Origin of the sequence: Eudoraea sp. (assembly GCF_039969275.1) — a bacterium.
In the GTDB taxonomy this organism is placed as follows: Bacteria; Bacteroidota; Bacteroidia; order Flavobacteriales; family Flavobacteriaceae; genus Eudoraea.
Window position 1 is genome coordinate 371,160 of record NZ_JBDVOC010000010.1, and the last position, 26,308, is coordinate 397,467.

General features: G+C 36.1%; 26 protein-coding genes. 10 read left to right on the plus strand and 16 right to left on the minus strand.

What is annotated here, in order from left to right; genetic code table 11:
* Nucleotides 1-31: 31 nt before the first annotated feature.
* From ABJH90_RS09500 to ABJH90_RS09510, 3 genes are all read left to right on the plus strand, one after another.
* Complete coding sequence (locus tag ABJH90_RS09500) at nt 32-2,557, plus strand: M14 family zinc carboxypeptidase (protein WP_348138709.1); 2,526 nt, start codon at nt 32-34, stop codon at nt 2,555-2,557.
* A gap of 143 nt (nt 2,558-2,700) precedes the next feature.
* A complete protein-coding gene (locus tag ABJH90_RS09505) occupies nt 2,701-3,255 on the plus strand; it encodes a thioredoxin family protein (protein WP_348138711.1) in 555 nt (184 codons plus the stop codon).
* Nucleotides 3,246-3,776 carry a GNAT family N-acetyltransferase gene (locus ABJH90_RS09510; protein ID WP_348138713.1) on the plus strand — a complete coding sequence of 177 codons (531 nt, stop codon included), beginning with the start codon at nt 3,246-3,248 and terminating at the stop codon, nt 3,774-3,776. Before ABJH90_RS09505 ends, ABJH90_RS09510 begins: the two co-directional genes overlap by 10 nt.
* A 32-nt stretch (nt 3,777-3,808) precedes the next feature.
* Here the strand turns inward: ABJH90_RS09510 and ABJH90_RS09515 are convergent, their stop codons facing one another.
* Nucleotides 3,809-4,354, minus strand: coding sequence for a YfiT family bacillithiol transferase (locus ABJH90_RS09515; protein ID WP_348138715.1), 546 nt, complete (start codon nt 4,352-4,354; stop codon nt 3,809-3,811).
* 185 nt (nt 4,355-4,539) lie between these two features.
* Between ABJH90_RS09515 and ABJH90_RS09520 the strand changes: the two genes are divergently transcribed.
* Complete coding sequence (locus ABJH90_RS09520; protein ID WP_348138717.1) at nt 4,540-5,181, plus strand: peroxiredoxin; 642 nt, start codon at nt 4,540-4,542, stop codon at nt 5,179-5,181.
* Between the two features lie 518 nt (nt 5,182-5,699).
* Here ABJH90_RS09520 and ABJH90_RS09525 read toward each other — a convergent pair.
* From ABJH90_RS09525 to ABJH90_RS09535, 3 genes are all read right to left on the minus strand, one after another.
* Entirely contained in the window at nt 5,700-6,632 is a 933-nt protein-coding gene (locus ABJH90_RS09525) for a peptidylprolyl isomerase (RefSeq protein ID WP_348138719.1), read from the minus strand.
* Between the two features lie 110 nt (nt 6,633-6,742).
* Nucleotides 6,743-8,140 carry a M28 family peptidase gene (locus tag ABJH90_RS09530; RefSeq protein WP_348139360.1) on the minus strand — a complete coding sequence of 466 codons (1,398 nt, stop codon included), beginning with the start codon at nt 8,138-8,140 and terminating at the stop codon, nt 6,743-6,745.
* Nucleotides 8,140-9,018, minus strand: a complete 879-nt coding sequence (locus ABJH90_RS09535) for a PPK2 family polyphosphate kinase (RefSeq protein ID WP_348138721.1) — start codon at nt 9,016-9,018, stop codon at nt 8,140-8,142. Before ABJH90_RS09535 ends, ABJH90_RS09530 begins: the two co-directional genes overlap by 1 nt.
* Before the next feature lie 189 nt (nt 9,019-9,207).
* Between ABJH90_RS09535 and ABJH90_RS09540 the strand changes: the two genes are divergently transcribed.
* The gene (locus ABJH90_RS09540; RefSeq protein ID WP_348138723.1) at nt 9,208-9,900 is read left to right on the plus strand and encodes a hypothetical protein; all 693 of its coding nucleotides are present in this window, start codon (nt 9,208-9,210) and stop codon (nt 9,898-9,900) included.
* A 52-nt stretch (nt 9,901-9,952) separates the two neighbouring features.
* Here ABJH90_RS09540 and ABJH90_RS09545 read toward each other — a convergent pair whose 3' ends face one another.
* From ABJH90_RS09545 to ABJH90_RS09590, 10 genes are all read right to left on the minus strand, one after another.
* Nucleotides 9,953-11,116, minus strand: a complete 1,164-nt coding sequence (locus ABJH90_RS09545; RefSeq protein WP_348138725.1) for a sigma-54 dependent transcriptional regulator — start codon at nt 11,114-11,116, stop codon at nt 9,953-9,955.
* A gap of 10 nt (nt 11,117-11,126) precedes the next feature.
* The gene (locus ABJH90_RS09550) at nt 11,127-12,005 is read right to left on the minus strand and encodes a DUF6268 family outer membrane beta-barrel protein (protein ID WP_348138727.1); all 879 of its coding nucleotides are present in this window, start codon (nt 12,003-12,005) and stop codon (nt 11,127-11,129) included.
* A gap of 50 nt (nt 12,006-12,055) precedes the next feature.
* On the minus strand, nt 12,056-12,940 hold the full coding sequence (locus tag ABJH90_RS09555; RefSeq protein ID WP_348138729.1) for a mechanosensitive ion channel domain-containing protein: 885 nt from the start codon (nt 12,938-12,940) through the stop codon (nt 12,056-12,058).
* Nucleotides 12,941-12,942: 2 nt separating this feature from the next.
* On the minus strand, nt 12,943-14,280 hold the full coding sequence (locus ABJH90_RS09560) for an ABC transporter permease (protein ID WP_348138731.1): 1,338 nt from the start codon (nt 14,278-14,280) through the stop codon (nt 12,943-12,945).
* Nucleotides 14,273-15,208: an ATP-binding cassette domain-containing protein gene (locus tag ABJH90_RS09565; RefSeq protein ID WP_348138733.1), complete on the minus strand. Its 936-nt coding sequence runs from the start codon at nt 15,206-15,208 to the stop codon at nt 14,273-14,275. The genes ABJH90_RS09560 and ABJH90_RS09565 overlap by 8 nt, the downstream gene beginning before the upstream one ends.
* A gap of 493 nt (nt 15,209-15,701) precedes the next feature.
* Entirely contained in the window at nt 15,702-16,814 is a 1,113-nt protein-coding gene (gene dnaJ, locus ABJH90_RS09570) for a molecular chaperone DnaJ (protein WP_348138735.1), read from the minus strand.
* Between the two features lie 15 nt (nt 16,815-16,829).
* Complete coding sequence (locus ABJH90_RS09575; RefSeq protein ID WP_348138737.1) at nt 16,830-17,393, minus strand: nucleotide exchange factor GrpE; 564 nt, start codon at nt 17,391-17,393, stop codon at nt 16,830-16,832.
* Between the two features lie 135 nt (nt 17,394-17,528).
* Nucleotides 17,529-18,488 (minus strand): TIGR01777 family oxidoreductase, encoded by a 960-nt coding sequence (locus ABJH90_RS09580; RefSeq protein ID WP_348138739.1) that lies wholly within the window; start codon nt 18,486-18,488, stop codon nt 17,529-17,531.
* Nucleotides 18,489-18,562: 74 nt separating this feature from the next.
* Nucleotides 18,563-19,255, minus strand: a complete 693-nt coding sequence (mnmD, locus tag ABJH90_RS09585) for a tRNA (5-methylaminomethyl-2-thiouridine)(34)-methyltransferase MnmD (protein WP_348138741.1) — start codon at nt 19,253-19,255, stop codon at nt 18,563-18,565.
* 1 nt (nt 19,256) lies between these two features.
* The gene (locus ABJH90_RS09590) at nt 19,257-19,760 is read right to left on the minus strand and encodes a DUF4920 domain-containing protein (RefSeq protein WP_348138743.1); all 504 of its coding nucleotides are present in this window, start codon (nt 19,758-19,760) and stop codon (nt 19,257-19,259) included.
* Nucleotides 19,761-19,868: 108 nt separating this feature from the next.
* On the opposite strand from ABJH90_RS09590, the gene ABJH90_RS09595 reads away from it, so the two are divergent.
* Entirely contained in the window at nt 19,869-20,936 is a 1,068-nt protein-coding gene (locus tag ABJH90_RS09595; protein ID WP_348138745.1) for a branched-chain amino acid aminotransferase, read from the plus strand.
* 45 nt (nt 20,937-20,981) lie between these two features.
* On the opposite strand, the gene ABJH90_RS09600 is transcribed toward ABJH90_RS09595, so the two are convergent.
* Nucleotides 20,982-21,368: a nucleoside triphosphate pyrophosphohydrolase family protein gene (locus ABJH90_RS09600; protein WP_348138747.1), complete on the minus strand. Its 387-nt coding sequence runs from the start codon at nt 21,366-21,368 to the stop codon at nt 20,982-20,984.
* A gap of 539 nt (nt 21,369-21,907) precedes the next feature.
* On the opposite strand from ABJH90_RS09600, the gene crcB reads away from it, so the two are divergent.
* The 4 genes from crcB to ABJH90_RS09620 all read left to right on the plus strand — a co-directional run bounded on the left by crcB (nt 21,908) and on the right by ABJH90_RS09620 (nt 25,461).
* Nucleotides 21,908-22,279, plus strand: a complete 372-nt coding sequence (gene crcB, locus ABJH90_RS09605) for a fluoride efflux transporter CrcB (RefSeq protein ID WP_348138749.1) — start codon at nt 21,908-21,910, stop codon at nt 22,277-22,279.
* A gap of 281 nt (nt 22,280-22,560) precedes the next feature.
* Nucleotides 22,561-22,899, plus strand: coding sequence for a P-II family nitrogen regulator (locus ABJH90_RS09610; RefSeq protein WP_348138751.1), 339 nt, complete (start codon nt 22,561-22,563; stop codon nt 22,897-22,899).
* A 27-nt stretch (nt 22,900-22,926) separates the two neighbouring features.
* Nucleotides 22,927-24,180, plus strand: coding sequence for an ammonium transporter (amt, locus tag ABJH90_RS09615; RefSeq protein ID WP_348138753.1), 1,254 nt, complete (start codon nt 22,927-22,929; stop codon nt 24,178-24,180).
* Between the two features lie 117 nt (nt 24,181-24,297).
* Nucleotides 24,298-25,461, plus strand: coding sequence for an outer membrane beta-barrel protein (locus ABJH90_RS09620; protein ID WP_348138755.1), 1,164 nt, complete (start codon nt 24,298-24,300; stop codon nt 25,459-25,461).
* Nucleotides 25,462-25,539: 78 nt separating this feature from the next.
* Here ABJH90_RS09620 and ABJH90_RS09625 read toward each other — a convergent pair whose 3' ends face one another.
* Nucleotides 25,540-26,199 carry a DUF1684 domain-containing protein gene (locus ABJH90_RS09625; protein WP_348138757.1) on the minus strand — a complete coding sequence of 220 codons (660 nt, stop codon included), beginning with the start codon at nt 26,197-26,199 and terminating at the stop codon, nt 25,540-25,542.
* Between the last annotated feature and the right edge of the window lie 109 nt (nt 26,200-26,308).

Consider the following 26,308-nt stretch of genomic DNA (forward strand, 5'->3'; position numbering starts at 1 on the left):
ATTCCTAAACTTATTAATATCCCCATAACACATGAGAATAACAATCACAACATTACTTCTTATATTCTCCTTTTTAGGTATCGCACAACATTCGATTGATCTTGATTATTATTTACCACAAAATATTACTTATGATGATAACATACCCAAACCGGCTGATATAATTGGTCATGAAGTTGGTGAATGGCATGTTACCCACGATAAGTTGATGTTTTATATGCAAACATTAGCCGAGAAAAGTAATCGCATAAGTATTGAAAATCGCGGATCTACTTTTGAAGGAAGACCCATTTTATTACTTACTATCACTTCCCCTAAAAACCATAATAACCTGGAACAGATAAGAGCAGAACATATTGCACTTACCGAAAACCAAAATACCTCAGCTTCCATAGAAAACATGCCTATAATAGTATATCAGGGTTTCTCTATTCACGGCAATGAACCAAGTGGGGCAAACGCTGGATTAGCTTACGCTTACTACCTGGCGGCTGCTCAAGGTCCTGAAATTGATGAATTACTGGATAACCTGGTCATTCTTATGGATCCCTCCTATAATCCGGATGGACTTCAGCGTTTTGCATATTGGGCTAATACCAATAAAAGCATCAACCTAAATTCGGATAATAATGAAAGAGAGTATCACGAAGTATGGCCCGGCGGCCGGACTAATCATTATTGGTTTGACATGAATAGGGATTGGCTTCCGGTTCAATTGCCCGAAAGCCGTGCCAGAATAGAAACATTCCATAAATGGTTACCAAATATTCTAACAGACCATCATGAAATGGTTACTAATTCAACCTTCTTTTTTCAACCCGGCGAACCAACAAGAGTTCATCCTTTAACACCTGCCATGAACCAGGAGTTAACAGCTCAAATTGGAAGCTACCATGCTAAAGCATTGGACAAAATAGGTTCTCTTTATTTTTCAGAGGAAAGATATGATGACTACTATTATGGCAAGGGCTCTACTTTTCCCGATGTCAACGGCGGTATTGGAATATTGTTTGAACAAGCCAGTTCGAGGGGTCATTTACAAGACACTGAAAACGGTACCCTAACTTTTCCATTTACAATCAGAAATCAATTTACAACCGCATTATCAACCATTGAAGCGGCACAAAATATGCGTGTAAAGATACTTTCCTATCAGCAGGAATTTTATCGAAACATGAGAAACGAAGCCTCAAAAAGCAGGACTAAGGCCATAGTTTTTGGAGATAGCAAGGATGCAGCCAAAACCTGGCATCTGGCAGAAATACTTAGCAGACAGAAAATAAACTTCCATGAACTTGCCACCGATGTTACTATAGATAGCAAATCATTTAAAAAAGATCATAGCTATGTGGTTCCAATGAATCAGAAAAACCATAGGTTAATTAAATCTATGTTTGAGAAGCGAACTACATTTACTGACAGTTTGTTTTATGATATTTCGGCATGGACATTTCCTCTTGCATTTAATGTTGATTATGCGGAATTGGAGTCCCTGTCGAGTGCAGGACCACAAATAACTGACTTTAAACCGCTAACAGGGAATGTAAGTCAGCAAAGTAGTTATGCGTACTTATTTGAATGGCATGAATATTATACGCCCAGAGCACTAAATCAAATTTTATCTAAAGGACTTAGGGCCAAAGTAGCAAAGTTGCCGTTTTCCCTGGAAAATAACACCTATGATTACGGAACAATAATGATACCGGTGCAAAATCAGGTATTAAACAGCAATGATTTGTATATATTTCTAAAAGAAGTAGCTGAAGACAGTAAGATCATAATAACGGGTGTGAATACAGGTTTATCACAGGGTATTGATCTGGGCAGTAACGATTTTGATCCTGTTAAAAAACAAAAAGTTGCCATAGTGGTAGGCAGCGGTATACGATCTTATGATGCAGGAGAAATTTGGCATTTATTTGACACACGCTATAATATGAAGATTACCAAAATTGATAAAGAGTATCTTAATTCTGTTGATTTGAGTTCTTACACAGATATTATAATACCCAGGTCATCAGGTAAAAATTCGAATGATAAAACTATGGCTAAAAAATTAAATGATTGGGTAAAAGCCGGTGGAACGCTTATTGGTTATGGAAATATGGCAAATTGGTTTGATAAACATCAGCTCATGAACTTAGAATTTAGAAAGGACACCCTTGAAGCCAGGGATATATCATTCGGGCAGAAGTCAGATTTCATTGGGGCGCAGGTTACAGGCGGCGCAATATTTGAGGCTAAGCAAGATCGCTCTCACCCCATTAATTTTGGATACAAAAACGATAAAGTGTCCCTGTTTAGAAATACAAACGTTTATATTGAACCAGATAAGGATAGTTATAATAATCCAATTCAATATACTAATCAACCTCTCCAAAGCGGTTATATTTCAGAAGAAAACTTGGAAATGATTAAAGGTAGCGTGCCATTTAAAGTACAAAGACTTGGCAAGGGCCGGGTTGTTTTATTTACAGATAACACTAACTTCAGGGCCTTTTGGTATGGAACAAATAAATTTCTTATGAACGCTATTTTCTTTGGAAAAATAATGTAATAAACACAGTTTATGAATTGCCAAGACTTTCGTCTAAGTTGCGGCAAACTATCTAATAAGTGATGAAATTAGAGTTAATAAGGTTTCTTTTATTTAACTTATAACTACTAACTTTAATCCTGTTTATTAGAAAACTTCAAAAGATGGCAAGAACACCAAGCAAAATGTTGCCTTTGGGCACAATTGCCCCTAATTTTAATTTACCAGATACTGTCACTGACAAAATGGTCAGCCTTGATCAAATAAAAGGTGAAAAAGGTAGTCTGATTATGTTTATCTGCAATCATTGTCCCTTTGTTAAACACGTAAATTCTACAATAACACAATTGGCAAGTACTTACCAATCTAAGGGAATAGCTTTTATAGCAATCTCCAGTAACGATGTAGTAAATTATCCTCAGGACGCCCCCGAACTTATGAAACAAACAGCATTACAAGAAAGTTATAGCTTTCCGTATTTATTTGATGAATCCCAGGAGGTGGCTAAGGCATATGAGGCGGCATGCACTCCGGATTTTTATCTTTTTGACAATACCCTGAGACTTGTATATAGAGGTCAATTAGACGATTCCAGGCCAGAAAATGGGATACCCTCAACCGGATTGGACTTAAATAATGCCATGGAGGCATTGTTAAATAATAAACCAATAAATCCGGTTCAAAAACCGAGTATAGGTTGTAATATAAAATGGATATAAAATTTGAGGCCGTAACAAATAAAACCCGTGAGCTCTATTGTAAACTAGGAATAAAGGCATACAAAGAGCATTATTTGCACTTATGGAAAAATAATGATCCTACTCCTTACTTTGAAGAAAGCTTTACCATAGATGTCGTCAGACATGAATTGAAAGATAATTCATCATCTCTTTGGTTAATTCATATGGGAGATACGGCAATTGGTATTCTTAAACTTATCAAAGATGCTCCAATAGGACCCTATAATTCAAAAAAAGCGATCTTACTCGAAAAAATATACATCCTAAATAAATTCGCCGGTAAAGGGATAGGGAGCCTTGCACTAAGCTGGGTTGAAAAATACTGCATGGACTCAGACAAACAAGTGTTATGGCTGGAAGCTATGCAAAAAGGACCCGCATTGAAATTCTATCTTAAAAACGGATATCATATCCTAAAAGAAAAGCAATTAAAATTTGATCTAGTTTTGGATAAAGAAAAGCCGATGTACGTGCTTTTGAAAAAAATAAAAACATCTTAGTTTTATAGTAGACATTCATTTACCCAGCCCTGTCAAATCCAACCCTCTCTTTGTAATAGATTTTTAATATGATTGTAATGATGGTTGCCATGCCAGACATATCGACCAATATTTTCCTCTATTGTAGTTGATTCTGTACTCTCAGGATGTATAAAACTGCGTTTCAAGTCTGAAGAAGAAAGCCCTTTAAGTAAATAAACCAATTTGGCATGTACTGCCCTGAGATGGTTCAGCGATAGTTCAATAGGGGCCGTCCGTGTATCAAAAAGTTCTGCCCATTCCTTTTCAAGATAAGGTTTTATGACGGGAGTTTCTTCTGTTAATGCCCATTTAAAACGAATATAGCTATGGTGATGACTATCGGCAACATGATGAATAACCTGGCGAACAGTCCACCCGCCAGGCCTATACGGAGACTCTAATTGAGAAGTTGACAATTCATTTACCAGCAACTCCAATTTATTAGGGTAATGTTCCAAAATAGCAATCCATTCTGAAATTTGCTCTTCCGAAATTGCAGAGGGCACTTCAAATTTTCCAATGGGATATCGCAATTCTTCCAGTTTTACTTTTTCCATATATCAAAAATAGTGATTTTCATTTCCTGAAGCTAAGCCAATTCCCTTGCAGTGCTTTTATTTTCAGTAGTCAGGAAAGTTTAATCCGTTAAACTTTAATAGATATTTAACCTGGTATTGACCAAAATCATTTCATTAACTATTAATTTTATAGAGTTTTAAACTTCAACTTAAAAATAATAAAAATGGCAACAATTCGATTGGGTGACATCGCCCCAGATTTTACCGCTGACAGCTCTGCAGGAACGATTAATCTTTATAATTATTTAGGTGATGGATGGGGTATTCTTTTTTCACATCCAGCAGACTTCACCCCTGTTTGTACAACTGAACTTGGGACAGCTTCTAAATTTAAAGCAGAATTTGACAAACGAAATGTAAAGATGTTAGCCCTTAGTGTTGATGGTAAAGCTTCTCACAACGAATGGATAAAGGATATTAATGAGACACAAAATACAACGGTTAACTTTCCTATTATTGCGGATGAGGACAAGAAGGTTTCCTCCTTATATGATATGATACATCCTAATGCCGATAACAATCTTACAGTGCGTTCGGTGTACATTATAGCTCCCGATAAGACGGTTAAACTTATTATTACCTATCCTGCTTCTACAGGTCGTAATTTTCACGAATTATTAAGGGTTGTTGATTCTCTTCAACTAACTGCCTATCACAAGGTAGCCACTCCGGCCAACTGGAACCATGGGGAGGATGTAGTGGTAAGTCCGGCTATACCAACTGATGAAGCACGCAATATGTTTACCAAAGGAGTAGAAGAAATTAAACCTTACCTTCGAATGACTCCGGATCCAACAACGGTTTAAAAGAACTTTAGTATGAATATAAAAAGCCTTCTGAGATCAAAAGGCTTTTTATTATCTCTTATATGACTTTAAAATTAGTTGAAGTCAACAATAAGATTTGTGGTGTTGGATCATATGAGACTAATAAATAACTTGGTTAACAAAATTTAATTAAGCTTAAGCTTGGTCATTTGTCCAACCTTCTTTAATTTTATCATTGTATTACACGATCTGACATTCCCCCTTGTTGTAAACAACTTCATAAAATACTTTTTAAGTGGTTACATGGTAGGGTTTACAACTACAAAGGTGTTATATAAATAAGAAGATTCCCCATAAATAACCTTAACAAGTTGCTATGTCTGTTTTTTTTGTAATGCTATTCTTTTTGTTCGTTATCAATTTAATTCTCCTTGTTTTTAGTGCGAACAGGGTTAAATAAAAAACTTCTTTCGAAAAATTGAAAGAAGTTTTACTGAATTTAACAGATAATTCTAAGGGTCGCCCCTCCTCTATTATTTTTTATAGGATATGGATATTTATTTAACTTCCATAAGCTCAACATCAAAAACCAGGGTCGCGTTTGGAGGTATTACACCACCAGCACCAGCACTCCCATAACCAAGTTCAGATGGAATTACAAAACGTGCCTTATCACCTACGTTTAATAAACTAATTCCTTCATCCCATCCTGGTATTACTTGTCCTATCCCTAATTGAAAATCTATAGGCTGATTGCGTTGGTATGACGAATCAAATACTTGTCCGTTAGTCAATGAACCTTCATAATGAACAGAAACCGTATTTCCGTTTGCTGCTTTATTACCATCTCCTTTTTTAAGAATCTTGTAACGAAGTCCGCTGTTTGTTTTATCAAATCCAGAAGCAAGTTTTTCTAATTCTGCCTCTGCTTTATTTCTTTCTTCCTGTTGTCTAATTTCGCCTGAACTTTCAAAGGATTTAAAGGCTTCAACCGCATTCCAGGATTCTGCTTCGCTTCCTACACGAATAATCTCAAGGTTATTAATTGAATCTCCCTGGGCTATTTCATCAACAATATTCTGTCCTTCTATAACATTTCCGAAAACCGTGTGCTTATTATCTAACCATGGAGTAGCCACGTGTGTAATGAAGAACTGACTTCCATTGGTGCCGGGGCCTGCATTAGCCATAGACAATACTCCAGGTCCTGTATGTTTTAGGTCCGGGTGAAATTCGTCATCAAATTTATAACCAGGATCTCCTGTTCCCGTACCCTGAGGACAACCACCTTGAACCATAAAATCTGGGATTACCCTATGAAAACTAAGTCCGTCATAATAAGGTGTGTTTTTTGGTTTGGCACTATTTTCCAAATTTCCTTCAGCCAGTGCTACAAAATTACCTACAGTACCAGGGGTCTTATCATAGGTTAATTTTACTGTTATTTCTCCTTTTGAAGTATTGAATTTTGCGTAAATTCCGTCTTGCATATCTCATTTTTTTAATAAGCTGCAAAGGTAATAAATTTAAATTGACAGCTGCTCATTTTATCGTCCTTATGGCTTCTATATGGTAGTAATTTAGAAATAGCAGGGAGGTATTATTTACCTCCTTCCATTTTTGTTGCACTTGTACCATATTTATCAAATAGATATACCAAACTGGCCATTGTGGCTGCACCAAGTTCCAGTTCACGTCTATTAACATGCTCAAATGTATCAATCTCAGCATGATGATGGTCGAAATACCGCTGTGAATCCGGACGCAATCCTGCAAGTACAATTTGGTCATTTTTTAATGGACCAATATCGGCACCGCTACCTCCTTTCTCAAACATATGAACCAGGTATGGTTCAAAAAGCGGTTTCCATCGTAAAATTTTGGCAAAGTCAGTTTCCTGGCAGTCAAAAGAAAAACCTCTGGGTGTAAAGCCTCCTGAATCACTTTCCAATGCAAATACATGCTTCTCTTTCTTATTTAATGCAATCTCCGCATAGGTAGTTGCACCTCTTAAACCGTTTTCTTCATTCATAAAAAGTACCACCCGGATTGTACGTTTAGGGACATATCCAGTTATTCTTAATAACCGAAGAACTTCCATGCTCTGAACGCAGCCGGCACCATCATCATGGGAACCATCACCAAGATCCCAGGAGTCGAGATGTCCACCAACTACTATAATTTCTTCGGGATATGTACTGCCCTTTATCTCTCCAATAACATTGTAGGATTGAACATCCTGAAGTTGCCTGCAATTTTGCTTAAAATAAAATTTTATCTCCGGATTAAGTTGCAGTGTAGTGCTTAACAATTCAGCTCCGTTGGTACTTATGGCAGCGGCAGGAATCCTATTATTTATCGGGATTTCCCCATAACTCATAGCTCCAGTATGAGGATAATCATCCAAACGCAGGCTCATAGAACGAACAATAACCCCCACAGCTCCATATTTTGAAGCTTCTTTAGCTCCGGAATACCTTTGTTTCGCGCTTGCAGAATAAGATTCAAATGTTTTAATCTTCGTCGGATCCATAGGTCCGTTGTAAAAGACAATTTTACCTTCAATTTTACTACGCCCTAGCTTTTCCAATTCTTCAATACCCCTTACTTCAATAACATTGGCCTTGATACCGCCAGAAGGCGTAGAAATAGACCCACCCAATGCACAAATAGGTACATTATTCGTAATGCCGGGTTTACTTTCAATATAGGCGAATTCAGGTACACCCCTAACCCATTTAGGAACCATTACTGGTTGTAACCATACCCGATCCAGTCCGAGGGAATCCATTTTTTGCTTGGTATATTCCACTGCTTGTTCGGCCTGTACTGAACCTGTAAGTCGACCCCCAATCTGATTAGATAAATAATTCAACCAATTATAAGCCTTACCCTGTGTAAGTGATGTATTATAAATTGCTTTTAACTGTTCTTTGTCATCCGTTTGCGACCAGATAGGTCCGACCAATAATAAAAGTAGCAGGCATAAATTTTTCATCATTCTTTTTCCAATTGGGATTTATAGGCTTCAATATTAGCCTTTATTTTATAATCAAGCTCTGGTTCCTTTATATCTTTGTATTTTTTTAACGATTCCAGCAATATAGTAGCTACAATTAATCTCGAAGCATTCTTGTCATCAGCCGGAATAACATACCACGGCGCATTGGTTTTAGACGTTCTGTTAATGGCTTCCTCATAACAATCCTGATAATTATCCCAAAGATTGCGTTCTTTTAGATCACCTGGTGAGAATTTCCAATTTTTTTCCTGCAGACGCAATCTTCTCAATAAGCGCTGTCTTTGTTCTTCTTTAGAAATGTTTAAAAAGAATTTGAAAACAAGAGTTCCATTATCTGTGATATGGCGTTCAAAATCATTAATTTGTTTATACCGTTTGTCCCAGAATGATTTATCAATATCTGCCACCGTATTAATATTTGGAATATTCTCGCTTAAAATATACTCCGGATGTACCTTGGTTACCAATACATTTTCATAATGGGTTCTGTTAAACACCCCAAATTTTCCTTTTGGTGGTAGCGCAATATAATGTCTCCATATATAATCATGATCCAGCTCAAGCTCCGTAGGTACTTTAAAGCTATGTACAACGACACCTCTAACATTGCAATCTTTAAATACTTCACGTATAAGGCTATCCTTACCGGAAGTATCCATCCCCTGAAAACAAATCAGGACGGCGTATTTGCCATGCGCGTATAGCATATTTTGAAAATCGCCTAAATCTTCACGTAATTTTTCCAGTTTTTTCTTGAGTTCCTTTTCTGTGCTGTCAAGATTTTCCGAAGTATTGAGATCTGCTAATTTTAGTTCAGAAACTATTTTGTATGAGGATATATCAATTTTCTTCATGAGATGAATATATAATATTTTGTTGTCCTAATAAGGGCTCAAATTTAAAAATAACCTTTTATCCTTAATAATGTACCATTCGACATTTAATCCCGAAAGACCGGTTAATTAAACGAATAAATAAGGCGACTGGGGCGATGCCCTTTATCTTTACCCCTCCTAAATTTTACATAATCAATACTTTAAGCTATGAAGGTATTATGTACCGTTCTAATGTTCTTTGTGCTTTTCTCTATGTCTTCTTTTGATATGAGTAAGGCATGTGACTATGCAGGGTCGAATATTGGGTACATCAAATCCCAGACAGAACGCGCTCTTGCTGCAGAAGACATTAATACTTCGCGCTTCTTTGCCTACAAAGCTCTTAATGCCATTGAAAAATCGAAAGAGCAAATTGAAGCCTGCGGTTGCGATTATGCTAAAGAAAGCATTTATGAAGGTCTGGACAACCTAAAGAAAGCTACCAGAGTTTCTTCCTTAAACAGCGCTAAATTACTTCTAACAAGAGCATTGGATAACTCTGCGGGAAGCCTTGAAGCTATAAGAGATCATGATGAACACCAGGGAAGTTTATATGCCAATGATATGCTGGTAATGAATACGAAAACAGCAGAAAAAGAAAAATTAAGTATGATAATGCCGGTTGGCAAAGAACTGGAACGAAAAATTGATCAGTCACTTGTAAATTATCAAAATTCTCTGGACGAGGTAGTCAATAGCGTAGAATGCAAAGAGGCCTACGAGTTTGCAAGTAAAATTTACGAGCGTTGTGAACAGGAACTTCTAAAGCCGGGACTTACAGAAGCCAAAAAGTATTACAATTTGAGAACAAAACAAATTACGGCAATCGCACTTGATAAATTAAAGGACTGCAATAATTAGCATACAGGATTTTCTGCAATTACCTTATTGAATTTACCTATTTATAATTCCGCTATTTACTTGCAAACAGATTAACGTCCTCTTCGGTAATTTCTGCACCGCCCAGTATAATTAAGCGCTCGACCACATTTCTTAATTCGCGAATATTACCTGTCCAATCATAACTTTTTAAAAGTTCAAGAGCTTTTTTGGTAAACTTTTTGGTAACTACCCCTTGCTCAGAGGCAATTTTGGCGGCAAAATGATCTATTAGGAGTGGAATATCTTCCCTTCTGTCATTCAATGATGGAACATTTATGAGTATAACGGCTAAACGATGATATAGATCTTCCCTAAATTTTGCTTCTTCAATCTCATGCTGAAGATCCTTGTTGGTAGCAGCAATTACGCGTACATCAACTTTAATATCTTTGTCAGTGCCAACCCTCGAGATTTTACTCTCTTGCAAAGCCCTAAGCACTTTGGCCTGAGCTGAAAGACTCATATCTCCAATCTCATCCAAAAAGATAGTGCCTTTGTTGGCAGCCTCAAATTTACCGGCTCTATCTCTCACCGCCGAAGTAAAGGCCCCCTTTACGTGGCCAAATAATTCGCTTTCAATCAATTCTGAGGGGATAGCTGCACAATTCACTTCAATAAATGGGCCTCCGCTGCGATCACTTTTTTCATGTAGCCAATGGGCCACAAGTTCCTTACCGGTACCATTTGATCCGGTTATTAAAACTCTGGCATCTGTTGGCGCAACCTTATCTATCATTTCCTTGATAGTGGTAATTTCCTTACTTTGACCAATCATTTCATAGCCTTTACTAACTTTTTTCTTTAAGATCTTATTTTCCAGTACTAGTTCCTTCTTATCCAAGGCGTTCCGTACTGTTGTGAGAAGTCTGTTTAAATCGGGTGGTTTGGAGATATAGTCAAAAGCTCCTAACCTCATTGTATTTACAGCAGTATCCAAATCTCCATGGCCTGAAATCATTATAAAGGGGACTTCCGGTCTAATTTTTTTTGCGGCCTGTAGGACCTCAACACCATCCATTTTGGGCATTTTAATATCACAAAGGGCAAGATCATAGTCCGTTTTTTTAATCATTTCCAGACCAAGTGAACCATCTTCTGCCTCATCCACTTCATACATTTCGCTCTCTTCAGATAAAATCTTAACTAAAACCCTACGGATAGCTGCTTCATCTTCTATAACCAGTATTTTTGACATGTTTTTATTATTAAAAAATTGAAATTTTAAATCCCGCTTTCCAGTAAAAACCTCCCGCCTTTTTATCATTTAAGGTATAAACTTTTTCCCTATTATTATTTCTCAACAAACCTGATTGGTATAACGTAACTCCGGCAACCCCATAAAAAGACATACGCTTATTAATATTATATTGGTAACTAAAAGCACTAACAAAAGCCGAAAGTGAAACGGAGGATCCAAATTCACCATCGGGCAAAAGAATGTCATTTTGCACATTTACAAAGTAACCGTCCAAAAATAGTGCCATTTGTAAGGTATGTTTATCTTTAAAGTGATATCTAAAATCTGTTCTTGGAATTCCCAGGGAGTAAGACCAGGACCTGTGAAACCGTTTGTGGTAATTAACAAGTGGCAGAGGAAAAGGGAGACCGGTTGTACTATTATAAGTTAGGCCCAGTATTAATCTAAATGGTTTGTCAATATCCTTTTTCTCCTTCCACATAGTTGCAGTAAGGTTTAATAAAAAGTCATCTCCCTGAAGGCCATTTACCAAATTAGATGCTATTCTTGGAGTTACAATACCCACAAATCGCCAGTCTTCATTTACTTTAAAAATATAGCCTACATTAAGATCAATAACATAAAGTGTATTCAATTCACTGGAATCAAATGGATATTCTTTAGTGATTTCAAAATCAATAAGATTAAACTCACCGCCAAGTACCAGATACTTATCTAAGCCAACTTTAATAGGTACATTTAGTATAAATCGGTAACGTGATGCATTGGTACCCGAATCTCCTTTCGGAAGCGAACTATATTCAACCCTCAAAATATCCGTGCTTTGAGCAAAACAAGTTCCACCTACTAAAAGTAAAAAGTAAAATAAAAGAAAATACTTACTCATACTATCAATATTGCTACTTCCATGTGGCGATTTTTTTTAGAATTTGAAAACTAGTTCTGGAATAAGTGAATATCTCTCTGTGGAAAAGGGATTTTGATATTGTTTTCCTGGAATTTAGAATCTATAATATATCGAATTCTGCTTTTTATCTTTAACGCTTTGAAACTATCATTAATATAAAAATGCAATGAAAATAAAAGACCGGAATCGCCAAAATCGTCAAAAAGAACAAACGGTTCCGGGCTATTTAATATTTCTTTATCATCTGCCAAACAGGAAAGCAAAACTGTTGTGACTAATTGTACATCGCTTCCGTAAGCCACTCCAACCTTAATTTCTTCTCTGGTTCTATTATTGTTTTGGGTATAATTATAAACAATATCACTCATAAATTTGTGATTGGGTATAATTATAACCCTATCACCTCGTGTAATTGCTCTTGTGGTTCTCAATTTTATTTCGACTACCTTACCAACCTTTCCCTCAGTTTCGACAATATCTCCCACTTGAAGCGATTTATCGGTAATGATAAAAATACCTCCAATAATGTCCTGGAATAGTTCTTGAAGCGCAAGGCCCAATCCAACAAATAAAGCAGCTGAAGCTGTTATAAGAAGTGTTATATCTATACCCCCCGCACTCAGGGTAATCAGTATTACAACCAGATAGACCAGATACTTGATAAATTTAAAGATGCTGATGAACTTTAATTTATCATCACCTTCCATTTTATTTGTATAAAATCTCCTTATCGTATTTAATACAAAATGGGTAATAAAGAAAGTAATAATAATTACAAGTAAAAGTCCAATAGTAATATTAATTGAATTGGCCCCTTCACCCAGATGAAGTCCCCAGTTTAAAAAGTCATAAATGGAGTCCCAAACATCTTCCCGAATGAATTTCTCTACTTCACCTGGTTCCTGATCTTGCATGATTAGTATTTTAACCATTTGTATAGTTCTTTATAGGTAGGTTTTTTTCCATACATTAAAATTCCCACCCGGTAGATTTTAGCTGCAAGCCAAACGATACCAATAAAAGTTACAATTAAGAATATAATGGATATAATTACCTGCCACAATGGAACCCCGCCTTCTCCAATCCCTCCGGGTAAACGCATCAGCATTACAATTGGTGAGGTTAACGGAAACAGGGAAAACGCAACAGCAATAGGACCATTGGGGTTGCTAAATACCGAAAAGAATCCAACATATATGGCCAACATTAAAGGCAGTATTATTGGAAAGATAAACTGCTGAGTATCCGTCTCGTTATCTACGGCTGCCCCTATTGCTGCATAAATAGAGCTATAAATTAAATATCCGAGAATAAAATACACCAAAAACAGCGAAATGAGCATAAACCAGGGTATCTCCAGAAATTCGATTGCATACAATTGCATAGTATTTGTTGTTGCCGGTAAAGGCGACATACTATTCATAGGATTAGTAGCTATGCCAGGTTGTTCACTAAGCCCTGTCAGATCTATTCCAAAAATTAAAAACACCACAAACAATAGCAAGGACGCAGATATTATCCAGATGGCAAATTGCGTTATTCCTGCTAAAGAAGTACCGATAATTTTACCCAACATTAATTGAAATGGCTTTACGGAAGAGATTATAACTTCAATAATACGACTCGTTTTCTCTTCTATAACGCTGCGCATAACAAAACCACCATAAATTATAATAAACATCATAATCAAATAACCAAAACCACCGCCTATAAAGGCTTTCATTTCATTTATTCCTTTTAGATTCTGCTCGCCGCTAAAAGTGGCTATATTAATTTCGAATTTGTCATTTATTGTAGTAAATTCCTCTGCAGAAACCCCAATATCTACAAGTTTTCCTTGCCTTAAGCGTTCCTCAAATATATCTTCCAATGGATCGAGAACGATATTGCTTGGAGCTTCTTTTGAATAAAAGTAAGAATTTTGGGCTACCTCTTCAAGGTCACTGTGATCAGGAATATGTAAGAGACCGGAAAAGCCAAGATTTAAAGTAGAATCCTTTGCAGCATGCAATGATAAATCTTTAAGAAAAATATAGGAAGTTCTTTCAGTCGTATTGAAGTCAGTAGAGAAATAATCGCTTTCATTAAATACCGCAATTATTCTCTTCTGACTATCGTTTACCTTGGTGAGATACGCAATAAGCACAATCATTCCCACCATCAGAATGGGACTAAGAAAAGTCATGATCACAAATGATTTGTTTCGAACTTTGGCAAGATATTCGCGCTTAATGATAAGAGATAATTTATTCATGGTCATTTTTGCGTTGTACTGTTTGAATAAAAATATCATTAACGGTAGGGATGGTCTCCACAAAATTATTAATGATCGACTCTGAAGATAGGAATGCTAAAAAAGATCTGGTATCATCTGTGGGCAGTTGTACTGTAAAGTCTAACTGCTTTCTGTTCATATCATAGTGAGAATAGGAAATATCAAATTTCTCAGAAATCAGTTTTAAAAAGTTTTCTCCATTTTCCAATTCAAGCCCTACTTTAAACATATTGTTTTTGTACTCTTTTTTGATATCTTCAAGCCTACCGTCCAAAATCTTTTCCGCGTTGTGCAATAAGGTAATATATTCACATAACTCTTCAACAGATTCCATTCTGTGAGTTGAAAAAATAATAGAGGTCCCTTTATCCTTTAGCTTTAAAATCTCATCCTTTATAATATTGGCATTTATTGGATCAAAACCACTAAAAGGTTCATCAAAAATGAGGAGTTTAGGCTCATGCAGAACTGTTACAATAAACTGAATTTTTTGCGCCATGCCCTTTGAGAGTTCCTGAATTTTCCTATTCCACCAATCTCCAATCTCCAGCTTATCAAACCAATACTTAAGTTTCTGATTTGCATCGGATTTGCCCAATCCCTTAAGCTGAGCAAGATATAGTGCCTGCTCGCCAACTTTCATACTTTTATAAAGACCTCTCTCTTCAGGAAGATAACCAATATGCTCAATATGATGGGGTTGCAGTAATTCTCCGTCAAATATAACTTCACCGGAATCCGGATAGGTAATTTGATTTATTATCCTTATTAAGGTAGTCTTACCGGCACCATTTGGTCCTAAGAGCCCATAAATACTATTCTTTGGTATTGCCAGTGAAACATTATTTAACGCAATTTGGTTGCCAAATTTTTTAGTAACATTATTAGCAACAAGAATATTATTCATTCAGGCTATTTTTTACGTTTTGATTGTATCTATGGTATTCGAAATGAGTTTTGAATTAACTAAGATTAAATAGAACAAATTACAATTACAACCTATACTATATTAATAAGCTTAGAATTTTGTATCTATCATTCTCTTTTTATAGGATTCAAAGATATAGAAATGCATTAGAATGGATTTGCAATTCATAGTATTTTGTTTTTAGCCTGACTGATGTGCGGATAAAAGCTTATATCAGTCATTTTTATTGTGCACTACTATTAGTAATTAATGGAAAAAAATAGATCTTAAATTTCTGATAAGATCAAAGATCATCAGTATTATATTATAAAAAAGAGCAGTAATTACTATTGTCCAACCGTATATAAAACAAAACCCACCCTTAAAAAGATTAAGGATGGGAAAAAAATTGCTATGAAAAAGAAAATTAATATTGGTTTCCCAATATTGATTCAAATATACGTTTTTTATTTAAAAAGAAAATTTTAATTCGTTAAGAGAACATATCTTTTACTTTTTCAAAAAAGGATTTATCAGATTTTTCAGGTTTAGGTTCAAAGTTCTCACTATTCTGCATCTTCTTAAAAAATTCGCGTTGTTCCTTATTTAGTTCCTTGGGTGTCCAGACATTCACGTGTACCAAAAGGTCGCCTGTACCATAACCATTAATACTGGATATACCTTTTCCCCTTAATCTTAGAATTTTGCCCGACTGAATCCCGGATTCTAATTTAATACGAACCTGACCTGTTACGGTATCAATCTCCTTTGTAGTACCTAAAACCGCATCCGAAATACTTATGTATAAATCATAATGCAAATTATCACCTTCTCTTTTTAAGGATCCATGTTCGATTGTCTCTATTGCAACCAGCAAATCACCTGGTATTCCATCACCAGGAGCTTCGTTACCCTTACCGGAAACTTTTAACTGCATGCCTTGCTCTACACCCGGTGGTATTTTTATAGAAACTGTCTCCTCAACTATTTTCAATCCATGAGCGTCAGCATCACTTGGTCTTTTATCTATTATTTGCCCACTTCCGCCACAACTACTGCAAGTAGCTGCCGTTTGCATCCTACCCAGAATTGTATTGGTTATTTTTGTTACCTGCCCTGCGCCATTGCAAGTAGTGCAAGTTTTATAGGTAACGCCAGTCGCTTGCTTTTTGCGCTTCACTTTAACCTTTTTCTCTACACCATGAGCAATCTCTTCAAGTGTTAAACTAACACGAATTCTCAAATTACTGCCTTTCATCCTGCGTTGACCACCGCTGAAACCTCCAAATCCTCCAAATCCACCTCCAAATGCACTGCCAAAAATATCACCAAATTGGCTAAAGATATCCTCCATGTTCATACCTCCGCCACCAAAACCACCACCTTCAAATGCAGCATGCCCGTATTGATCGTATCTGGCTTTTTTATCAGGATCACTCAAAACTTCATAAGCCTCAGCTGCCTTTTTAAACATTTCTTCTGCCTCGGAATCTCCCGGATTTTTATCCGGATGAAATTCTATCGCTTTTTTGCGATATGCTTTTTTAATCTCGGCTGCTGTAGCATTTTTAGAAATACCTAATATTTCGTAGAAATCCTGCTTCATAAGTCTTTTATAAATTTAATTTCCAACAACCACTTTTGGATGTCGGATTATTTTATCTCCAAGTTTAAATCCCTTCTCAACAACATCTATGATTTTACCTTTTAGCTTTTTGTGAGGAGCCGGAATCTGGGTAATTGCATCGTGTACTTCGGCATCAAAAGCATCGCCTTCTTTCGTTTTTATCTCCTCTAAACCTTTAGATTTAAGCGTTTCTTTAAATTTGTTGCTAATAAGATCTACTCCTTTAAACAATTCCTTATCGGTAGACTTTGAAATCTCCTTCAGAGCCCGATCAAAATCATCCATAATAGGCAAAAGAGATACAATGACCTCCTGTCCGGCAGTTTTAAAAAGGTCCATACGTTCTTTCGTAGTACGCTTTTTATAATTTTCAAACTCCGCAAAAAGTCTTAAAAACTTATCTTTTTCTCTATCCAGATCTTCCTGTAATTGCTCTTCAATAGATTTCACCTCCTCCTGGGGCTTATTTAGATCTGATTCCAATTCCAGCTCATCCTGTATTTCCTGATCTTCGGGAATCATTTCATTTATCTCTTCTGACTTATCTTTATTATTCATTTGATATAGCTTTATATAAACCTCAAATTAGGATGGCAAAAGTACTGCCAATTCTTGAAAAATGTCAAAATGTCACAAAAAAAACACCCTAATTGAAGGATGTTCAAAAGTTTGCTACTGATTATTTGTTAAAATCTATACATATTCTTTGGCCATTACATCATTTGGATGATCCTCATTGACTTCCTTTAAGTATAAATTTTCCAGAGCTAAGCAAATATTACTAAATTTAAAATTAAAGCCTTTTTTTTCTATTTTTTTGTTGCTCACACGCTGACTAACAAATAACAGATAAGACATCTCGCCCAGGATAAGTCTCATTACAATACGAGGAATATTGGGCAAAAACAAAGGCCTATTAAGAACCTTGGCCAGTTCTTTAACCATTTTTGCATTGGTAACAGGGTTTGGCGCAACGCCGTTAAAAACACCAGACAATCTATTTTCGGCTACATATAAGACCATCCGGGCGAGATCATTCTCATGGATCCACGATTGCCATTGTCTCCCTGAACCAAATGAAGCCCCTAAATATCTTCTTACAGTACTGGCCATCTTTGGCAATGCACCCCCTTCCGATGACAGAACCAGGCCTATGCGTATTTTGGTAACGGTACACTTAAGTGATTGAAATTTATCGATTTCCTTTTCCCAAATCTCAGTTACATCCCCCAAAAAACTTGAATCTACGCTTGTTTCTTCTTCAGTATAAAAATTGGGTAAGGAATTTGGATAAACGCCTATTGCAGATGCCGAAATAAATGAAATGCTTTCTTCAAGGTTCAGATTTTTAAGAGCAATATAAAGTGTATTTAAGCTATCTATTCTGCTAGATAGAATTTCCTTTTTATACGATCTAGTCCATCTTTTGGCAATGCTGGCTCCCGCCAGATTGATGATTGCCGTTACTCCTTCAAAACAATTTAAATCTATTTCATTTGTCTTCGGCTCCCAATAAAATCCACGGTAATTTGATTCGTTCTTTATTTTTGACTTATCAGTAGTAAGATAATTTACCGAAATCCCTTTTTCAAAACATAAATCGGTTATCGCTCTACCTATTAAACCAGTGGCTCCGGTGATCAAAACTTTCATCGCATAATTTTGGATAAAGATATTGGTTTTTATACCTGTGACAATCAGGTTTAATTTGGATTTAACAGTATCGTTTATGAATTATTGCTAAAATTGGTTTTCCCAGATACTTTAAGGGCTCTCAGCATTTCCCTTTTGCCAGGTGGTCCTGGCAAACGTTCAACCACAAAACCAACTGTTTGCATGGCTCTTCTCACACTTCCTTTGGCCGAATAGGTTACCAAAATTCCATTTTCATTTAGAGCATTGTACATCTTTTCAAAAATTATCTCCGTCCATAGTTCTGGTTGTACCCTGGCTCCAAAGGCATCGAAATAAATAAGGTCGTAATGATTACTGTCAGCAATTTCATGGAAGTCTTTTTTTTGTTTGCTAAATGAAAAATGCGGCGTAAGTTTTAATTTGCTTTCCCAGGCACAACTGTGCATCTCAAAAAAGGCTTCTCTAAAAGCATCAGCTTTTAAAGTTTCAATATAGTCTAATTGTGATATTACCTCAATATTTATGGGATATGCCTCGATACCCGTATAATCAACTAGCCTGTTATTCTTTTGGGCTTCAATCAAAGTAATGAGTGCATTAAGACCTGTTCCAAAACCAATCTCTAAAATACTAAGGCTCTTATTGGTCAAATATGTAAAACCTTTATCAATAAAAACGTGATAAGCCTCATTTACGGCCCCGTGCATGGAATGATATTGTTCGTTCCAATCCTGTATTTGGATGGTTTTAGAACCATCGCCTGTGGTAATTATCTTTCTTATCAACTTATTGCCCTATTAGTACACCATCTGCCTCAAACTCAAAAGTTTTTTTAGGTTCTTTAATCTGTGCAATACCTTCTTGAGATTTACCAGCATCTTCGGCATAATGCCTTTGGTCATCAACACTCATGTTATCAACAAAAGCAATTCCATTTACAACAACTTCCCGGCCTTCTATATCCTTGGGTACAAAAAAACCATAATCTTTAAACTTCACCATTACTTCCTCTCCATTTTTCAAATTCAGTTTCATCCAGCAACCTTTAGATTTACAGACATCAGTAACTGTAGCTGAAAACTTTGTTTCCAGAGTATCTGCATCCTTAAGTGCATGGAATTCATATAGCATTTCTTCACCGCCAATGGCACCTTCGAAGTCAATTAACTTGCCAAATGAAGCATAATTCATTTCACTTTGGACATTTTCACTTTCTGCAGATGGCTTTTGTTTATTCTTACAACCCACTATCAGTACTAAAAACACAAGTAAAATGTTAAAACTTTTCATTATTAATAATATTTATGTCACATATACAAAACTGGTGATTTTTCCTCGAAAAAAGAAGTCATGAAAGATGATAATTGTTTAATTTTAATCTTAGAAAAAGTGATTTCAATGGATACAGAAGTAAAAAACCTGATAGTCGAGAAGGCTAAAACATCTAAGATTAGCAAGGTTAATTTTGACCAACTGCCTTTTGGCGCATATTTTACAGATCATATGTTTGTCTGTGATTATAGGAACGGTGAATGGGAAACGCCCAAAATAATCCCTTATCAGCCGTTGCAAATGGAACCTTCTTCCAGGGTATTTCATTATGGTCAGGCAGTTTTTGAAGGGATGAAAGCCTACAGAGATGATGAAGGAGGTGTGTGGTTATTTAGACCGGATGAAAACTTTAGACGTATAAATAAATCAAGTGTCCGACTTGCAATGCCTGAATTTCCTGAAGAGTACTTTTTTGATGGTCTTAAAAAGCTATTGCAGTTAGATGAGAAGTGGATAAAAGCAGGTATTGGCAATTCTCTGTATATCCGTCCTTTTGTTATAGCCTCCCAAGCAGGTATTATTGCTTCTCCCTCTGAAGAATTTAAATTTATAATTATTTGCTCTCCCGCACAATCCTATTACGGCGGTGAGGTAAGAGTGAAGATTGCCGAAAAATTTAGCAGGGCCGCTGATGGAGGATTTGGTTTTACCAAAGCCGCCGGTAACTATGCCGGACAATTTTATCCAACCAACCTTGCGAAGGAAGAAGGGTTTCAACAAGTGGTTTGGACAGATGCAAGCACTCATGAGTACATTGAAGAGGCTGGTACAATGAATATCTTTATTCGATTTGATAACAAACTAATTACTTGTCCCACCGGCGATAGAATTTTAGATGGTATAACCCGAAAAAGTATCATTGAATTAGCAAAAGACATGGGTATTGAAGTAGAAATAAGACCTATAAAAGTGTCTGAATTGGTTGATGGCATAAAGAACAATTCTCTAAAAGAAATGTTTGGTAGTGGAACCGCGGCCGTGATAAATCCAATTTTGGGCTTTGGTTATAAAGAAGAACGCTATGAATTGCCAAAAATTGAAAATTCCTATGCGTCAATCTTAAAGCAACACTTATTAGATATACAATATAACAAGATTGAAGATAAATTTGGATGGAGGTACAAGGTACTGTAATCCAATAAAACTAAAAGAAATGGGCACTAAAGATTAGTGTCCTTTTTATTTATCAAGGATAGCCTGAATGTTTGGTTTAAAATATTTTGGTCCTTTAAGCACTTTACCATCCTCCCTGTAAATTGGCTTACCATTTTTTCCTAATTTACTCATATTGCTACGCTGTATTTCTTCAAACACTTCCTCAATTTTATGTTGCATACCATGTTCCAGAATAGTTCCACAAAGAATATAAAGCATATCGCCTAAAGCATCCGCTACCTCTGCCAAATCATTATTTTGGGCTGCCTCAAAATATTCCTTATTTTCTTCGTCCATAAGGTTAAATCGCAACTTGTTCTTGGCAGCACCCAGATCTGCCTTCATTGAGTGAGACACTCCCAGGCCAAAAGATTTATGAAAAATTTCAACAGAAGCAATTTTCCTTTTCATGGCTTTTTTGTTTTAGTTTTGCGTAAAAATAATAAATATGTTTAGCACAGGACAAGTAATCTTTGCGGTAGTTTTTATTTTGTTATTCACATTGATCCTGATCTTTTCTTATCGAAAAGACAAAAAACTTCATGCTAAAAATTATAGAGGAGTAAAGTGGGTAGGCATTGTGTTTATAATATTCGTAATATTATTATTTGTTATTAAGAACATCCTTAAAAATTAATAAAATTACTATCAATACAACAAAAACTTGGTGATTCACAACAAACTTTGCTTTTAATTCGTATAATATAAGAAAAGAAGTAATTTTGCGTTAACAAATTATATCATTATTCTAAAATGACCACCTTTTTAATTATTTTTTTTGTTCTAATATTCTTGAATGCAGCACTTTTATTTTTTAGCGTAACAAGCGCTGAACAAAGAGTAAGTAAGCTAAGGAAAAGTATTTCAGAGCAATCTTTGACTAAAATTTATCCTCTGGATTTAAATCCAACCAAGTACAAAAAAGCCATTTAGTTTTTTACCTTTAGGGTATGAAACAGTTTTTACTTGTTTTTATTGGAGGTGGGTTTGGTAGCTTTCTTCGTTTTATTATTGGCAAAACCTTCAACGAATATTTTCATAATTTCTTCCTTGGTACATTCCTGGTTAATATTATTGGTTGCTTAATAATTGGTTTTATTCTGGGCGCATCAATGAAAGGAAATCTACTTTCAAAAGATCAGATCTTAATTCTATCTACAGGTTTTTGCGGTGGATTTACTACTTTTTCTGCATTTACTTTAGAAAATCACGGATTGCTACAATCCGGTGAATGGTTGCACTTTTCCTTTTATACTTTAAGCAGTATTACCGTTGGTGTTCTTGCTGTGGTCGTGGGGCTTTGGGTTTCCAGGTTAATATGAATACCACCGGTATTTAAGTGCTATTTTCCTTATTAACAGTAATTTATAAGCCTCTTCATGATTGAAATAGAAAGCAGGTTTTTTTTGCTTTCCTACAAATTTAGTTAATACTTCCTCACAAAATCATCAAATAAACAATTTTTTACATTTTTAATGTCATACCCTAATTTTTTATGGGGTATAATTATAATTATAATAAATATTGTATAACTACCCCCTATTTTTTTAGGGTGTAAATTATTTTAATATATATTTGCGCCAATCAACAATAAAAATTAAAAATGAAAAAAGTTGAAGCAATTATTAGAAAATCCAAATTTGATGATGTGAAAAATGCACTTCATGAAATTGAGGTAAATTTCTTTAGTTACTGGGATGTAACTGGAGTAGGTAATGAAAAAGAAGGACACGTCTATCGAGGTATTTCATATAGTACCACAGACATCCAAAGAAGGTATCTGGAAATCGTCATTTCTGACGAATTTCTTGAAAGAACTGTAAACACAGTATTGGAAGCCGCTTACACAGGAAATGTAGGTGATGGTAAGATATTTGTTTCCGATGTCCTGCAAGCTTATCGAATAAGAACAAAAGAAAACGGCAAAGCCGGAATCAACTAAAAAGTAACCAACTAATACTTAAAAGAAATGGAAGCAGGATTATTTACAGCAAATAATGTTTGGATGATGGTATGTACCGCCCTTGTATTTTTTATGCATACGGGGTTCGCCTTTTTAGAAATTGGCCTCACCAGACAAAAAAATACAATTAATATACTTTTTAAAAACATCTTTATTATAACAGTAGGACTACTATTGTATTATATAGGTGGCTTTAATCTAATGTATCCCGGGTTTGAAGAAGGTTCGATGGGTATTTTCGAATTTGCAGGTTTTGGTATTGACGCCCCGGAAAATGGGATGACACCTGAATACGCCGATGGAGGTTATACCTGGTGGACAGATTTTCTGTTCCAGGGAATGTTTGCAGCCACAGCGGCAACAATTGTATCAGGAGCGGTTGCCGAGCGTATTAAAATAGGTTCCTTTATGATTTTCACAATCATTTACGTGGGCCTAATATATCCCATAGTTGGTTCCTGGCAATGGGGTGGCGGATTCTTATCCACATTAGGTGGAGAAGAAGGAGGCTTTTATGATTTTGCAGGTTCTACTTTGGTACATTCCGTTGGTGGATGGGGCGCATTAATAGCCATTTACCTTTTGGGAGCCAGAATAGGCAAATTTGATAAGGACGGGAAACCAATGGCTATCCCGGGGCATAGTATTCCAATGGCGACAGCGGGTGTTTTAATCCTATGGTTGGGCTGGTTTGGATTTAACGGTGGTTCTGTTTTATCTGCTGACCCAGCTTCTACATCTCTTGTACTTGTAACTACCTGTTTGGCAGCTGCTGCCGGTGGTGTTGCTGCTGCAGCATTATCTACCATTATGTATAAGAATATGGACCTAACCATGTTCCTAAACGGAATATTGGGAGGCCTGGTAGGTATTACGGCAGGTGCCGATCTAATGTCGCCGACCGAGGCTGTAATTATAGGTCTTATAGCTGGTGTGATTATTGTTCTTGGCGTGGCTCTAATTGATAGGATTCGATTAGATGATCCTGTTGGAGCAGTTACTGTACACCTTATATGCGGAATCTGGGGAACACTAGCAGTAGGTATATTTGGAGATTTAGCCGGAGGGCAGCAGTTAATATATCAACTAACCGGAATTGCCTCAGTAGGAGTATTCTGCTGTATCTCAGCCTTCATTATCATTTTTGCACTTAAGAAAACAGTAGGAATAAGAGTCCCTAAAGAAGAAGAAATAAACGGGTTGGACTTGGCAGAACATGGAATGGACGCCTACCCCGACTTTAGAATGAATCAACACTAATAATATAAAAAACTAACGGAGCGTTTGGCAGAACGCTCCGTTATGTAAAATTTTCAAATAAATCAATTTAAATCTTTTAACGCATTCCTTAAACAGGAATCTCAAAAACATTGAATTATGAAATTATTTACAAATACAAGTTACATAAAAAATTTATTTCTTTTAGCAATGCTATTGCTGGGATCAGCCGCATTTGCACAAGAAGAAGAGGAAGAAGAAAAAAAGAAAATCTCTTTTAGCGGTTCGGTAGACGCGTATTATCGTACAAATTTCAACGGATTGAACAGCGTAGTACCAATTGTAGAAGGTGGTGAGGAGATAGGCGAAATACCTGCAACTGCACCCGGTTCATCATTCGCCAATGATAATGGTTTTGCAATAGGTATGGTTAATTTTATAGCAGGATACGAAGGCGAAAAAGTGGGTTTTGTAGCTGACCTGGTATTTGGACCCAGAGGTGAAGATGCCGTATTTAATGATTCGGGGCCTACCAGCATCGTGAACCAGTTGTATGTCTATTGGAACGTCAGCGATAAAGTGACTCTTACTCTAGGAAATTTCAACACATTTCTGGGATATGAGGTAATCTCACCAGTTGCGAATTTTAATTATAGTACTTCTTATATGTTCTCCTACGGCCCGTTTTCCCACACTGGTCTGAAAGCAGATTTTGATTTAGGAAATGACTGGTCGGCCATGGTAGCCATTTTGAATCAAACCGATTTTACATCTGCTGCCCGGCAAAGCGATTTTAGTTTTGGAGCCCAGCTCGGTTATGCAGGTCAATTCCTTAACTTCTTGTACGGAAAACAGGGAATCGACAAAATTGTCAATGATGGAGTTATTGAGGAACCAGACATTAACAATCTATTCCAGATAGATTATACTGGAGGATTTAACATTGGTGAAGATTTCTTCCTCGGAATAAATGCCACTTATCAGGATACCGGTGATGTAAGTTTTGATGAAGATACCCCAGATGATCTCGGTTTCTACGGTGTTGCATTATATCCGCAATACACTTTTTCTGAGGTCTTTACCCTTGGTTTAAGAGGTGAGTATTTTGAAGAAATTGGTGATTTTGGAGCCATTGGAACCGGAGTTGAAGATTCTAACGTATTCGCTGTCACCCTTTCAGGAAATGTGACAATAGGCAATTACCTTAAAATAATTCCAGAAATAAGATTAGACAACGCTTCAGATGATGCCTTTTTAAATAAGGATTTAGAAACGTCTAAAAGCCTATCTTCTTTCCTATTGGCAGCTGTATTCGCTTTCTAGGAAGAAAAAAAGTTTGGTTTGTTATGTTTAGTTAAATAAATGCCGGCCCTGATGGTAACACATCGGGGCCTATTTATTTTACTTATGTTTAAAGCTTTTCACCCCAGCTTTGATTTTAGTATTCAGGCTATTTGTTTTTGGGACAATAGGACAGGAATATTTCTTATTATATGCACAATATGGATTATAAGCTCTGTTAAAATCAAGTATAATTGAATTTCCTTCTGGAATTGCTAAATCCAGATAGCGACCACCGGTGTATGTCTCTTCGCCGTTCGTATTATCCAAAAAAGGCAGAAAGAGATAATCTTTATATTCTACGGTTTCCACCAACTCCAGATTTTGATAAACTTCAAGACTATAGTTTTTCCCATTTACAGTAAAATTAGCAATCCCGTATACTACTTCTTCAGAAAGGCGATCAGTAGTAGTAGGCATCATAAAAGGAATGGCATCTACTGTCCTTTCCAGGGAAGCTATCACTCTAAATGAAGTATCCGGTTGAAAGAAATCTAATCCCTCAAAATCTTTTCGATACCTGTCAGGCAGTGGAGAAGTATCCGGGTTTTTGAATTCTTCATTGAGTTCCTTTTGAAATAATAAAATCTCCTTAACTATCTCTGAATTATCTGATACAATAAGGTCCGACTTTATAGTATCGTGATATTTCCGCTTATCTGCACATCCTATGACACAAGCAAAGAGACATATGATACCAAACAAAAGTTTTTTATTCATAGACACATATTTACATCAAAAATACAACATCTCTTTTTTTTTATATATTTTTACTTTGTAAGACTTAATATGAACAGATCGTTAATTCTGAGGCTGGTTAAAGCATTTC